Source organism: Streptococcus sp. V913 (assembly GCF_054353455.1).
The window spans coordinates 130,472-144,756 of record NZ_JBTHHX010000004.1 but is presented as its reverse complement, the minus strand read 5'-3'; the positions used below and the strand labels follow the sequence as shown (position 1 = coordinate 144,756).

Here is a 14,285-nt window from a genome sequence, read left to right as displayed (position 1 = left end):
GGCTGGGTTGCAACCTCTGGATTTCTTCTTATCATTACGACGTTCGAGTTTTAAAAATCAAACTAGTAATGCTAAATCGAGCACTCCCTAACCTCTTGGTGAAAAAGAGACGTAGCTGTTTTCGTTTTAGCGAACTACAGATATGGCTACCTTTAGGTGCAAATCTTCCTAGAAACTAAAAGATTCCTATTTTCACTGTGAGGTTTTAACGGGCTTTGCATCTTATTTTTCAGTAAACTCTCCGTCTACGACGTCATCGCCTGTGTTTCCTGTTGCTTGTGCGCCCTCTGCTCCTGCTTGAGCTTGTTGAGCAGCTGCGGCTTGTTCGTAGAGTTTAACAGCAAGGCCTTGAGCTTTTTCGTTCAATGCTTCAAGTTTTGCTTTCATTTCGTCCAAGTTATTGTCTTCTTGAGCTTTTTTAAGGTCATCAAGGGCAGCTTGGGCAGCATCACGTTCTGCATCGAATCCTTTGCCTTCAGTTTCCTTGATTGTCTTTTCAGTCGCAAAGATAGCTTGGTCTACTTCGTTACGAAGATCTACTTCTTCCTTACGTTTCTTATCTGCTTCAGCGTTTGCTTCTGCATCTTTCATCATGCGGTCGATTTCTTCGTCTGTCAAACCTGAGTTTGATTGGATAACAATTGTTTGTTCTTTTTGAGTTCCAAGATCTTTAGCCTTAACAGACACGATACCGTTCTTATCGATATCAAATGTTACTTCGATTTGTGGGATACCACGAGGTGCAGCTGGGATATCAGTCAATTGGAAACGTCCAAGAGTCTTGTTATCTGCTGCCATTGGGCGTTCACCTTGAAGAACGTGGATATCAACGGCTGGTTGGTTGTCTGCTGCAGTTGAGAAGACTTGTGACTTAGATGTTGGAATAGTAGTGTTGCGATCGATAAGTTTTGTAAATACTCCACCCATTGTTTCGATACCGAGTGATAATGGCGTTACGTCAAGAAGGACAACGTCTTTAACATCACCAGTGATCACACCACCTTGGATGGCAGCACCCATAGCAACTACTTCATCAGGGTTTACTGATTTGTTTGGTTCTTTACCAGTTTCAGCCTTAACAGCTTCTACAACGGCTGGGATACGAGTTGAACCACCAACAAGGATGACTTCATCGATTTCTGACAAGCTCAAACCTGCATCTGAAAGGGCTTGACGAACTGGAGTTTTAGTACGTTCAACAAGATCACGAGTCAAATCGTCAAATTTCGCACGAGTCAAGGTCATTTCTAAGTGAAGAGGTCCAGATTCACCAGCAGTGATGAATGGCAAGCTGATTTGAGTTGAAGTTACACCAGAAAGGTCTTTCTTAGCTTTTTCAGCCGCATCTTTCAAACGTTGAAGAGCCATCTTGTCAGTAGACAAGTCAATACCATTTTCTTTCTTGAATTCTGCAATCATGTGATTGATGATTTTTTGGTCAAAGTCGTCACCACCGAGTTTGTTGTCCCCTGCAGTCGCCAATACATCGAAGACACCGTCACCCAATTCAAGGATAGATACGTCGAATGTACCACCACCAAGGTCAAATACCAAGATTTTTTCTTCTTTGTCAGTCTTGTCCAAACCATAAGCAAGAGCTGCTGCAGTTGGTTCGTTGACAATACGTTCTACTTCAAGACCAGCGATTTTACCAGCGTCTTTTGTAGCTTGACGTTGTGCATCATTGAAGTAAGCAGGTACTGTGATAACAGCTTTAGTTACTTTTTCACCAAGGTAATCTTCAGCGTAACCTTTCAAGTATTGAAGGATCATAGCTGAGATTTCTTGTGGAGTGTATTCTTTTCCGTTAGCAGAAACTTTTTCAGAAGTTCCCATCTTAGATTTGATAGAGATAACTGTATCTGGGTTTGTAACTGCTTGACGTTTTGCGGCATCACCAACGATGATTTCACCGTTTTTGAATGAAACTACAGATGGAGTTGTGCGATTTCCTTCTGGATTTGCGATGATTTTGCTTTCAGTTCCTTCAAGAACTGCTACTGCTGAGTTTGTTGTACCTAAGTCAATACCGATAATTTTAGACATGTGTTTTTCTCCTTAAATTTTATATTCTATTTTCTTTTTGATACTCTTCTTAGGTGGCGGCGCCGTCAGAGCTTGACTCGTCAATCTCTTTGACTAAACTTTGAGCCTAAGATCTCAAAGTTTGCGCAAATAACGCCACGGCGAAGAGTATCGTCTTTAGTTCGCTTCGCTCACTATTGCAAAGTTGACCAACATTCTTAACTTTCTTCATAGTTTATTGTCGTTTCGGACAAAATTTTTAAACTCTATTGCCTAGTTATAGACTACCACCATGGCTGGGCGTAGAATGCGGTCATGGAGTTTGTAGCCTTTTTGAAAGACTTGGGCGATGGTATCTGCTGGATGTTCATCGTCTGCTGGGAGAGTTTGGATGGCCATGTGATAGTTATGGTCAAATTCGCCGTCAGCTGCGATTTCTTCGATTCCTTCTTCTTTCAAAGCGTGAATCAAGCTCTCTTGCACCATCTCCAATCCTTTTTTCACATCATCTGTCAAACCTTCAACTGCTAGTGCACGTTCTAAGTTGTCGAGCGATGGTAAGATTGCTTTTGCTAGGTCCTGGCTACGGTAACGTTGCAAGTTTTGACGTTCTTCATTGGCACGGCGCTGGATATTTTGCATTTCCGCATGAGCACGAAGGTATTTGTTTTCGAACTCATCCGCACGTTCATTTGCCAAGTCCAACTCAGACTTCTCAGGAGTTGTTTCTTCAGTTGTTTCCACAACTTCCTCTTCTTTTATTTCTTCGTTTTTTTTATCTTGGGCCATTTTCGCCTCCTTTAATGATTTCAAAATTAATTTACTTCGTAATGATTACTGCTGAGGTAGCGATAAAAATCTGTCAACTTCATGGTCAAAACACGATTGACCACATTGACTTGGTTGACCAATTGCTGGTAATCCAGGTTGACTGGACCGATAATCGCTAGAATTCCAAAACCTCGATAAGGAATGAGGAATTTACTGCTAATCACCGCCAAGTTTGCTAGACAAGACTCCTGACTGTCCGCAACACGGACATTTTGCATCTGATCTTCATGCAGACCCTCACGAATCTCCAAAGCCACCTTTTGCGGTTGGTCAAAGAACTGATAGGCCGCTAGATTGGCAAAATTCAAGAGATTGACTTTGCCCGATACCACAATGTTTTCGTTGAACATTTCTTTAAAAATGTGTTCAAAGAGATCCATGACATTGTCCGTTGTTGTAAAGTAACGCTGGATAATCTGCGGAATCTCCGTCCGAATCTTGTAGTGAATATCTAGAACGGTATGACCGAGGAAACGTTCCTGAATGATGCTCTTCAGTTTCAGCAAATCCTCCTGCAAAAAGTTTCTTGGAATCAGAAACTGACTAGTAACTGTTCGTGACTCGTCTAGAGTGAATACTGCCAAGGCTGTATGTTGCCCTAAAACAACGATATCAAAGGCTGTCAACCGCTGCCTACTGGGCTCAACATCCAGTGCTACTACCGTACAGCCACTCAGGTCTGTTAGTAGATTAGCAGCCTCTTGTAGAATATCCTCCAATTTGAAGAACTCCTGATCAAAGGCTTTGACAATCTCATAAACCTCATTTTCAGCCAGTCGGTCAAAATCCAGTGAGTGTTTCACATAGTACTGAAAACCAGCAACACTTGGCATCCGACCGCTTGAAGTATGAGCTTTCTCAAGCAAACCTTGCTTTTCTAAAGCCGCCATATCATTACGAATGGTAGCACTGCTAGAGTTAATAGACTCTTGCAAGGCTTTGGATCCGACAGGTTCGTGCGTTTTGGTAAAGATGTCAATAATCAGATTTAAAATATCCTGCTGACGCTCTGTAACCATCTCATCACTCCTCTCTGTCCGATCGATTAGCACTCTATGCACTCAAGTGCTAACTCATGATTCTATTATACACCCTTAGAAGAGAATGTCAAGACAAAAACTCAAAAAATTAGCACTCTTTTACCAAGAGTGCTAAAAATCAGTCTGAAGACCTAGAATCTCACTTCTCATCTACTTGGTATTTCCTTTTAAGCCTGAAAAAACCATAGATTAGATAAGAAATTAAACAAGCGTATAAAAAGAAAATAATAAAGAAAGACCGAGACAAGTTTTCTCGATACAAACTCATGCAAACAACAAGACCACCTGAAAAAGTGGCTATACAGGAACGAAGTCTAGACCGCATAACTTCCCATCTGAGACCTTTACTCATATAGACTTTCTCCTCTGAAAGTATATCAGAAGTTGGTTTACGAAGAATTGAACAAAAACCTGTTTCTATCAATTCCCAACCGCTATTTCTAAAATCTTGTAGTTCATGCTTATACTTTTTAAGAAATCTAGAATCACAGATATGATAGATGACATCATCTGGTTGACATTGTTCAAAATAGAAAAAACCAAAACGGTTAGTTCTATATCTCCAACCTTTCAAGTGCATCTCATGTAAATATTCTTCTTCCTTGTCCAAATCAACAATGGTGAAAATCCGAAATTGCTTTTTATTTATCATGTCTTTCCCTCCAGATTAGAAAACAGGTATTGCTTCATTTATCAGATAATTCTTTCCACTTTTGACTCAATTTCCAAAAAATATAAGAAATCTGAATCGCAAAAACGATCAATAAAATCCAATCTATTATGAAAATCAAAAATACTTCCCATCTGAAAGAACTAGCTCCACTGACAAACTTTGAGAAAACCGGTAGTAGAGCTAAAAATAGAATCAAAATAGGAAGCATCCGCATTATTAAAATCCGTTTGATCATAGCTAACTTCCCTGTAGCGTCATTATAGATTTCAAACTCAGTATCCGATTCAATTTCAGAATGTGCTTTTCTAAAATAGGAAAAACTATTAAAGTCTGTAATATGCTCCCAGCCACAGTCTTTAAATAGTTGTAAATAGGAGGCTCTCTCTGATTTTTTCATGGGATAAAAGTCCAACTGATAAGACACCTGCTCCGGTTGGCACTTTTCAAAAGTATACTTAACCGCAACTACTAAGTTAGAGTAGCTTACTTCCTTAAGTTTCCAGCCCTTAGCATGCATTTCCCCAAGGTATAAAGCCTCTCTATCATAATCTGCAATTGTAAAAATTCGATAAACATTTTTCTTTTCCATCAACCTTCCTCCCGACTATTTCTATAGAGCCGTTCAATACGTTTCAGTTCAATCTCCAAAACTTTTCGTCCCAAGTCTGTGATCTGATAGATTTTACGTTTTTCCTCTTCTCGGACAAAGGAGATCAAGCCATCCTTTTCCATTTTTGACAAGGTTCCATACATAGTTCCAGGACTAATCAAAACTTGCGAATCAGTCATCTCCTTGACCTTTTGTGTGATACCATATCCATGATTCTCCTTCTGTAAACAAAACAAGATATAAAAACCTGTTTCAGTCATGGGAAGGTAAACACGCCTGATCTTATCTGTTAATTCCATTTAACCACACCTCCTATTTAATTCGATATATCGCACTTCGTTATATAAAATGTATCACAGCTCGATATAAAACACAAGAAAAAAATCTGGGACAATAGTCCCTTATCTCCAAAAAAAGCAACGGATTTGCCGTTGCTTTTTGCATGATTGCGATAGTCTTGCTAAAATAGAATTGCTCAATAAACCATTTAGAAAGGCTATCCCATGCACATTCACTATAACACAAATCAAACGACTTTACCACTAGAAATCAGTTCTTTCTTGCCACAAGACCATCTTGTCTTTACCATTGAAAAAGTGGTGAATGCCTTGGAGGATCGTCACTTCCACGCCTTTTATCATGCCTTTGGTCGCCCGTCTTATCACCCTAAAATGCTTGTATCTACTCTTCTATTTGCCTATTCACAAGGGATTTTCTCTGGTCGATAAAATGATGATTGAAAATCTGGCTATGCAGTACCTAACAGGAAAGTTGGTTGTCAGCTATCGCACCATCAATCGATTTCGAGTCGCTGAAGGGATGGAAGAACTCATCCGTGGTCTGTTCATCGACCTCAATCTTCGTTTAAAAATGGAAGAGTTAGTGGCCTTAGATTGTCTGTTTATTGACGGGACTAAGATTGAAGCCAATGCCAACAAGTATAGTTTCGTGTGGAAGAAAGCGACAGAGAAATTCTCCGCCAAACTTCAAGAACAGATACAGGTCTATTTTCAAGAAGAAATCACTCCCCTGATCCATCAAGCTATCGAACTGGATACACAAGAGCCTATCTCCTCAGAGCAGTTGCTTGCATTCGCTCAAGTCCTTGAAGAAGAATTGGAAAAATTGAACCAAGACATTGAGGAGACACCCGTTAAAGGGAAGGATGAACGTAAAACCCAGCGTCGTAAACTCAAGAAAATCTTGCGTAAAGTCAAGGAGGATTTTTCAGTACGTGCTGAAAAATTTGAGAGCTATCAGGAGACATTTGAAGGTCGTAACAGCTTTTCCAAAACAGATCCAGATGCCACTTTTATGCGCATGAAAGAAGACCATATGAAAAATGGCCAACTCAAGGCTGCTTATAATCTTCAAATCGCTACTGAAAACCAATTTGTGCTTCACTATGATGTCTTCTCAAATCCGACAGACACCCAGACTCTTCTACCCTTACTTGAAACCTATCCGCATGACTTGAAGACAGTTGTCGCAGATGCTGGATATGGAAGTGAAGAGAACCTCCTTCGTTTAGATGAAAAGAAGGTGAACCATCTGATTAAATAGGCCATGTTTGATCAGGAACAGAAGAAAGGGTATAAACAGTCGGCTAGAAACTTAGCGAATTGGCACTATAATGACAAGGAGGATAGCTATACACATCCTGATGGCTGGTGCTATCGTTTTCATCATATCAAACATCAGAAAACACAGGCGGACTTTCAACAGGAAATCAAGGTTTACTACGCTGATCAACCTGAATCAGCCCCTCAAAAGGGACTGTATATGAACGAACGCTATCAAAACTTGAAAGCTAAAGAATGTCAGGCGTTTTTATCTCCCCAAGGTAGACAGACAGATTTTCGCTCAACGCAAGATTGATGTGGAACCTGTCTTTGGGCAGATAAAGGCTTGTTTGGGTTACAAGAGATGTAATCTGAGAGGGAAGCGTCAAGTGAGAATTGACATGGGATTGGTACTTATGGCCAATAACCTCCTAAAAAACCCAACTAATCGCTTGATTAGTTGGGTTTTCATTTATGAAATTGAATTCCTTTGTTTAATCTTTAATGATTAAAACATTAGTCTTCTTTTTTCTTGCGTGCCACAAGACCAAATCCGCTCAATACTCCAAGAAGTCCAAGAGCTGCTAGGCTAGAGTGAACTTCTGCACCAGTATTAGGTAATTCTTTGGTTGCTTTAGTCGGTTTTTGTTGAGGGGCAGTAACAACTTTTTCGTAGACATGTTCAGTGTCGCCGTTTGGAAGTTTCTTAGTTTCTACGAAGCGGTAGCCTGGAATGTCTTTCTTAGGTTGTTCGCCATCTTCACTTGGATATCCTGGAATGTCGTTGCCTTCCTTATCCTTGTGACTGGTCTTCACTTTTTCGTAGACATGTTCAGTGTCGCCGTTTGGAAGTTTCTTAGTCTCTACGAAGCGATAACCTGGAATATCTTTCTTAGGTTGTTCGCCGTCTTCGCTTGGATATCCTGGAATGTCGTTGCCTTCCTTATCCTTGTGACTGGTCTTCACTTTTTCGTAGACATGTTCAATGTCGCCGTTTGGAAGTTTCTTAGTCTCTACGAAGCGGTAACCTGGGATGTCTTTCTTAGGTTGTTCGCCGTCTTCTGTTGGATAGTTTGGAATCTCGTTTCCTTCTTTATCCTTGAATGATGTCTTAACTTTTTCGTAGATGTGCTCTGTATCTCCATTTGGAAGTTTCTTAGTTTCTACGAAGCGGTAGCCTGGAATGTCTTTCTTAGGTTGTTCGCCATCTTCACTTGGATATCCTGGAATGTCGTTGCCTTCCTTATCCTTGTGACTGGTCTTAACTTTTTCGTAGACATGTTCAGTGTCGCCGTTTGGAAGTTTCTTAGTCTCTACGAAGCGATAACCTGGGATGTCTTTCTTAGGTTGTTCGCCATCTTCACTTGGAATTAATGTATTCCCCTTAGTATCTACAAAAGAAGTAATTGGATGTACAGTTGGAGCTGGGGTTTTCTTCTTGTAGACATAAATCACATGGCTGTCACCTTCAGTCACCTTACCATTAGCTGACGCGGAATTTGGAGATAATTTCACAAATTCATAGCCGTCAACATTTTTCGGACTTGTAGTGTAGTCTTCGCCCACTGGAGCGTTGGTCTTCACTTGCGTTGGACCTTCTAACACATTGCCGTCTTCATCAACGTATTTCACGTCCACATTACCAGTCTTCGGTTGTGGTTGAGGAGCTGGAGTGAATTCCCAAGTACCGACGAAGTGGGCATCCGCTCCATTGATGGTTTCTGATGCCTTGTCATAGGACTTGAAGCTCCATGTGCCTTCTGCCGTCTTCACTTCTGTTTGACTTGGTTGAGTCGGAGTCGCTTGACTACCGTCTTTCAAGTCTGTTTGGTCTGCTGGAAGCAAGGATTTCACTTCTTGTGGAAGGTCTTTTCCTGGCGTTCCGCTTACAAATTCATGTGTTGCCTTGTAAGTTGGTGCTGGAGTGAATTCCCAAGTACCGACGAAGTGGGCATCCGCTCCATTGATGGTTTCTGATGCCTTGTCATAGGACTTGAAGCTCCATGTGCCTTCTGCCGTCTTCACTTCTGTTTGACTTGGTTGAGTCGGAGTCGCTTGACTACCATCTTTCAAGTCTGTTTGGTCTGCTGGAAGCAAGTCTTTTACTTCTTGTGGAAGCTCTTTGCCTGGAGTTCCGCTGACAAATTCATGTGTTGCCTTGTAAGTTGGTGCTGGGGTAAATTCCCATGTACCGATGAAGTGGGCATCCGCTCCATTGATGGTTTCTGATGCCTTGTCATAGGACTTGAAGCTCCAAGTGCCTTCTGTAGTCTTCACTTCCGTTTTACTTGGTTGTGTTGGAGTCGCTTGACTACCGTCTTTCAAATCTGTTTGGTCTACTGGAAGCAAGTCTTTTACTTCTTGTGGAAGCTCTTTGCCTGGAGTTCCGCTGACAAATTCATGTGTTGCCTTGTAAGTTGGTGCTGGGGTAAATTCCCATGTACCGATGAAGTGGGCATCCGCTCCATTGATGGTTTCTGATGCCTTGTCATAGGACTTGAAGCTCCAAGTGCCTTCTGTAGTCTTCACTTCTGTTTGACTTGGTTGTGTTGGAGTCACTTTGCTGCCATCTTTCAAGTCTGTTTGGTCTGCTGGAAGCAAGGATTTCACTTCTTGCGGAAGTTCTTTTCCTGGAGTTCCGCTTACAAATTCATGTGTTGCCTTGTAAGTTGGCGCTGGGGTGAATTCCCAAGTACCGACGAAGTGGGCATCCGCTCCATTGATGGTTTCTGATGCCTTGTCATAGGACTTAAAGCTCCATGTACCTTCTGCTGTCTTCACTTCTGTTTGACTTGGTTGAGTCGGAGTCGCTTGACTACCATCTTTCAAGTCTGTTTGGTCTGCTGGAAGCAAGGATTTCACTTCTTGCGGAAGTTCTTTTCCTGGCGTTCCGCTGACAAATTCATGTGTTGCCTTGTAAGTTGGCGCTGGAGTGAATTCCCATTTACCGATGAATTTCACATCTCCATTTTCAACAACTTCTGAATCCTTATCATAACCTTTGAATACCCAGTTTCCTTCTGGAACAGATACTTTAGTAGTTGTTGGTTGAGTAGGATTTACAGTCGTTCCATTTGCAAGACCTGATACTTTAGCTGGTAACAAGTTTGTAACTTCTTGTGGAAGGGTCTTACCAGGTGTACCGCTCTCAAATTCATGAATCTTGTTGTAAAGTAAGGTCGTTGTTACCTTGTTTGATGCGAAATAAAGGTTATCTGGTTGCATAGCTACAATGTTTTCGATAGGTCCTGAAGCTTTGTCACCAACCTTATTATTTGTTACTGTATTATAAGTAATACGAATAGGTGTTCCGGCCTTATCTTTGTTCAAGTAGGCAGTAGCCATCTTGACAGTTACTTTTTGACCTGACTTCTCAACAGTATAGTCTGTATCCTTTGCCAACACAACACCATCTGCATCAACTGTAAGATCTTTGAAATCTAAACGATCATCAAAGGTATCAACGAAATCAAGGCTTGATAAAGCTGCAATGATTTCTTTACCTGGTTTTGGAATCTTGAAAAGAGTTTTATAAGTAACTGCCTCTCCTGCTTGTGCTGGGATTTGAGCTGGATCTACCTCCTTTTCTGGGGCAAACTGTACTTGTTCCATGTAAAGAGAGAAAGTTGCAGAGGCATAGTTCGCTGAACGGTAACCAAAGTTCATGGTGTTGTTAACTGAGCGTAGGGCTAAACCGGAAATATTATTTTCGGCCTCCGCACCACTTGTACCACCACCTGGGCCTGCATTCCAAACAGTTTTATCACCTTCTTGAACCGCTTCCAAATTATTGCGGTTGTTCATCACTCGCTTGTCAACGCTAGTGTTGTAATTGGTAACATAGAAAGCTTCCTTGGTATTCCATAGACCATTTGCATCAATATCAGTTGGTTTCATCACCAATTTCATGTCAGGTTCTGAACCATCTGAATACTTAAGTTCTGCTGTTATATCTGCATCAACCGTAAAGGTATTTTTCATGACATCGTCATGTGCCTCATCAACATATGCGATATTCCCAATTTCAAATTGGTTTGCTCCCCATAAATTAGAAACGTTGAAAAAGTTAACTGTTTTCTTATTAACATCAGCCATTTGAGCCGGAGCTTCTGAGTTGTTGATATAATGAAGAGTAACTTTATTAATCGTTAAATAAGCATCTACTTGCTTACCATTGACTGTTCCAGCATTGGCAAATTTCAAAGACAAAGGTTTATCAAAGGTTTGATCTTCCTTTTTGGTTTTATCTACCTTGAGGGTGAAATTTTCCATTGGATAACCAGGATATTTATGTTGTAGATCTCCAAAACCTGGAGCATCCATATGGTATTGCTGCACGGCAGATGACTTAGATACAACACTCATGTTATCCGTAGTTAACTGAAACTGGTAAAGACTTAGTGCAGAAAGATCTGTGTCATCCTTTATTTCTTGCGGTGCCGCAAAAAGGCCTTGAAACGGCAGTAAGAAAAACGCTAAAACAAAGGTTATCATTCCAACGATTGTCTTTTTAAGCCTGTTTTTCGACTTTATCATTCTTTTTCTCCTTATTAAATTTCTTTTTACTTTTTATGATTACACATAAAAAGAAATTTATTGCCATTCTCCATATGGTAAGAACTCCGTTATTAGTACCCAAATTAGTAGTTTTCCCAGCTAACCTACCAATTCTTATCAAAAGAGCTTGTCAATAAATGCTTTTTAGTTTAGCACTCAAAGTAAAAGTTAAAGACAAGAGTTATAGCTCTCAGAGAGACTAGTAACCCACACTCAATTATATCATTAATCAAGCATTTTGGGCAAGCACTTCATTAAATTTTTCTTAAACAAAAAAAGGTCAATTAAAAGCAGATATAAAAAATATTTACTTTTTTTGTAGTGTTACAATAGATGTGAGACAAAGTAGAAAATCGCCATTAAATACGATCTTTATAAAGAAAATCTAAAGATAAACTTAATATCTCTTTCTGAGATTTGTCAGAATATTCCCATTCTGATGCATAATTGTAAGCTAGACAAAAAAACATAAATAGCCTATATTATCTATACTAAAAACTGTATCAAAATACATTTATAACTTAGCAAACAAAAAAGATTGCCCATTCGGACAACCTCTTTTCTACTATTAATACAAATCTAGATAATTATCAACTTCCCATTGTGACACAAAGGTCGCATAGCTAGCCCACTCGATACGCTTGGCTTCAAGGAAGCTCGTATAGATGTGCTCACCTAGTGCAGCCTTGACCACTTCGTCTTCAGTCAAAGCTTTCAAAGCGTTGTGAAGAGTTGATGGAAGGTCTGTAATACCAGCTTCCTTACGCTCTTCTGCTGTCATGATGTAGATATTTTCTTCGATAGGAGCTGGTGCTTCGATTTTGTTTTCAATACCGTGCAAACCAACTTCCAACAGAACCGCCATAGCGATGTACGGGTTAGCCATTGGATCCACTGAACGCAACTCAAGACGAGTTCCCATACCACGTGAAGCTGGTACGCGCACAAGTGGCGAACGGTTACGACCAGCCCAAGCGATGTAAACCGGCGCTTCATAACCTGGAACCAAACGTTTGTAGGAGTTAACAGTTGGGTTCATGATGGCAGTATAGTTGTAAGCATGCTTGATCAAACCACCAAGGAAATGGTAAGCTATTTCTGACAACTGCATTCCTTTTGGATCATTTGGATCAAAGAAGGCATTGTTTCCTTCTGCATCAAACAAAGACATATTACAGTGCATACCTGAGCCAGCAATACCAAATTTTGGTTTCGCCATAAAGGTTGCGTAAAGACCATGTTTACGAGCAATAGTTTTAACAACGAGTTTAAAGATTTGAATCTTATCACAAGCGCGGAGCACTTCATCATACTTGAAGTCAATTTCATGTTGTCCAACCGCAACCTCGTGGTGACTCGCTTCTACTTCAAATCCCATTTTGGTCAAGACATTCACGATTTCACGACGTGTATTGTCTGCAAGGTCAGTAGGGGCCAAATCAAAGTAGCCACCCTTGTCATTTACTTCAAGTGTTGGGTCTCCATTTTCATCTAGTTTAAATAGGAAGAATTCTGGCTCTGGTCCAAGGTTGAAGGATTTGAATCCTACTTCTTCCATATGGCGAAGAGCACGTTTCAAATTGCCACGAGGGTCACCTGCAAATGGTTTACCTTCTGTTGTATAGACATCACAGATCAAACCTGCAACACTTCCGTTTTCATCTCCCCAAGGGAAGACTCTCCATGTATCCAAGTCTGGGTACAAGTACATATCTGACTCATTGATACGTACAAAACCTTCAATAGAAGATCCATCAAACATTGCCTTGTTAGTCAAGACTTTGTCTAGTTGTTCATCTGTAGCAGGAATTTCGACGTTTTTCATCGTTCCCAAAATATCTGAGAACATGAGACGAATAAAGGTAACATTTTTTTCCTTGACTTCACGACGAATATCTGCAGCTGTGATTGGCATGGTTATTCTCCTTAATATATGACTACTTGCGGTTGCCTAACCGCGACCAAAAGGTGAATGTGCTGAAGCAAAGCGTCCCTGCTGGAGGAGTTCATTATGAAGTGCGCGACGCACCTCCGTCTGACTCACCACTTTCTTGGACTTCGCCTCACGTTCAGCATATTTTTTCTTAATGGCAGCGATATTGTAGCCTTCAGAGATATAATCTTTGATTTCAAGCAGACGATCCATATCATTCAACGAATACATGCGACGGTTCCCTTCGTTTCGATCAGGTTTAATCAACTCTTGATCTTCATAATAACGAATCTGACGCGCTGATAGATCGGTCAACTTCATCACACTACCGATAGGAAAAACAGCCATATTTCGGCGAAATTCTCTTTCCTTCATTTACAATTTCCTTCTTTCTGTCTATTATAGTCTAAAAAAATAAATACGTCAATCGATAATGTTATAAAATGTAACATTATTTTTCTTTTTTCTCTAAAAAGAGATGAATACGATCAATATCATAATTTACGAGAATTGCGACAAAAACTCCCATAAAAGTTTCCGATACACGCGCAAACACGTACAAAATTGTTTCACCGCTCGGTATTGAGAGGGTAATGATTAACATAGCTGCTACACCACCAATAACCCCCGATTTATTATTCATGGCCACATTTGTCATAATGGTTAACATAGTGCAGATTGGAACAACCACCAAGGTCACCCAAAAGGCTCCGTGAAATAAGGTATTTAAGAGAAAAAAGATAAGAGCATAGAAACCACCGATACTATTTCCTAGAATACGTGAAGTTCCAAAATGAACACTCTTATCAAAGCTTTCTCTCAAACTAAAGACTGCTGTCAAAGCCCCAATTTGAAGTCCCTTCCAACCAAAAAATCCAAAAATCAAGAGAACTAAAAAAACAGCAATTCCGGTTTTAAAGGTTCGTAGACCAAACTTGAACTGTGACTTGTCAAATTTATATTTTTTAAAATAACTCATAATCTCAACTTTCTACTTCCATTTTATCATAAATTAGTTGATTTTATGAGTAAAAATCAATAGGAAACGTTTTTA

10 protein-coding genes and 2 pseudogenes are annotated in these 14,285 nt (G+C 40.3%); 1 reads left to right on the top strand and 11 read right to left on the bottom strand.

What is annotated here, in order from left to right:
- Window positions 1–222 precede the first annotated feature (222 nt).
- The 7 genes and pseudogenes from dnaK to ACXYSL_RS07760 form a co-directional block, all read right to left on the bottom strand.
- The gene (gene dnaK / locus ACXYSL_RS07790; RefSeq protein ID WP_458624421.1) at window positions 223–2,046 is read right to left on the bottom strand and encodes a molecular chaperone DnaK; all 1,824 of its coding nucleotides are present in this window, start codon (window positions 2,044–2,046) and stop codon (window positions 223–225) included.
- A 252-nt stretch (window positions 2,047–2,298) separates the two neighbouring features.
- Window positions 2,299–2,814, bottom strand: a complete 516-nt coding sequence (grpE, locus tag ACXYSL_RS07785; protein WP_250315778.1) for a nucleotide exchange factor GrpE — start codon at window positions 2,812–2,814, stop codon at window positions 2,299–2,301.
- Between the two features lie 26 nt (window positions 2,815–2,840).
- Complete coding sequence (hrcA, locus tag ACXYSL_RS07780; RefSeq protein ID WP_458624420.1) at window positions 2,841–3,875, bottom strand: heat-inducible transcriptional repressor HrcA; 1,035 nt, start codon at window positions 3,873–3,875, stop codon at window positions 2,841–2,843.
- Window positions 3,876–4,035: 160 nt separating this feature from the next.
- Window positions 4,036–4,548, bottom strand: a complete 513-nt coding sequence (locus tag ACXYSL_RS07775; RefSeq protein ID WP_458624419.1) for a DUF2812 domain-containing protein — start codon at window positions 4,546–4,548, stop codon at window positions 4,036–4,038.
- A gap of 34 nt (window positions 4,549–4,582) precedes the next feature.
- A complete protein-coding gene (locus tag ACXYSL_RS07770) occupies window positions 4,583–5,158 on the bottom strand; it encodes a DUF2812 domain-containing protein (protein ID WP_458624418.1) in 576 nt (191 codons plus the stop codon).
- Complete coding sequence (locus tag ACXYSL_RS07765) at window positions 5,158–5,478, bottom strand: PadR family transcriptional regulator (protein ID WP_458624417.1); 321 nt, start codon at window positions 5,476–5,478, stop codon at window positions 5,158–5,160. Before ACXYSL_RS07765 ends, ACXYSL_RS07770 begins: the two co-directional genes overlap by 1 nt.
- 17 nt (window positions 5,479–5,495) lie before the next feature.
- Window positions 5,496–5,722: pseudogene (locus tag ACXYSL_RS07760) on the bottom strand (hypothetical protein).
- On the opposite strand from ACXYSL_RS07760, the pseudogene ACXYSL_RS07755 reads away from it, so the two are divergent.
- A pseudogene (locus ACXYSL_RS07755) lies at window positions 5,683–7,253 on the top strand (IS1182 family transposase). The pseudogenes ACXYSL_RS07760 and ACXYSL_RS07755 sit on opposite strands and share 40 nt — an antisense overlap.
- 4 nt (window positions 7,254–7,257) lie before the next feature.
- Here the strand turns inward: ACXYSL_RS07755 and ACXYSL_RS07750 are convergent.
- The 4 genes from ACXYSL_RS07750 to ACXYSL_RS07735 all read right to left on the bottom strand — a co-directional run bounded on the left by ACXYSL_RS07750 (window position 7,258) and on the right by ACXYSL_RS07735 (window position 14,210).
- A complete protein-coding gene (locus ACXYSL_RS07750; RefSeq protein WP_458624416.1) occupies window positions 7,258–11,277 on the bottom strand; it encodes an SHIRT domain-containing protein in 4,020 nt (1,339 codons plus the stop codon).
- Window positions 11,278–11,866: 589 nt separating this feature from the next.
- Window positions 11,867–13,213, bottom strand: coding sequence for a type I glutamate--ammonia ligase (gene glnA, locus ACXYSL_RS07745; protein WP_458624415.1), 1,347 nt, complete (start codon window positions 13,211–13,213; stop codon window positions 11,867–11,869).
- Between the two features lie 36 nt (window positions 13,214–13,249).
- Complete coding sequence (gene glnR, locus ACXYSL_RS07740) at window positions 13,250–13,606, bottom strand: transcriptional repressor GlnR (protein ID WP_007522286.1); 357 nt, start codon at window positions 13,604–13,606, stop codon at window positions 13,250–13,252.
- Between the two features lie 76 nt (window positions 13,607–13,682).
- Window positions 13,683–14,210, bottom strand: coding sequence for an FUSC family protein (locus ACXYSL_RS07735; protein ID WP_061588778.1), 528 nt, complete (start codon window positions 14,208–14,210; stop codon window positions 13,683–13,685).
- Window positions 14,211–14,285: the final 75 nt, after the last annotated feature.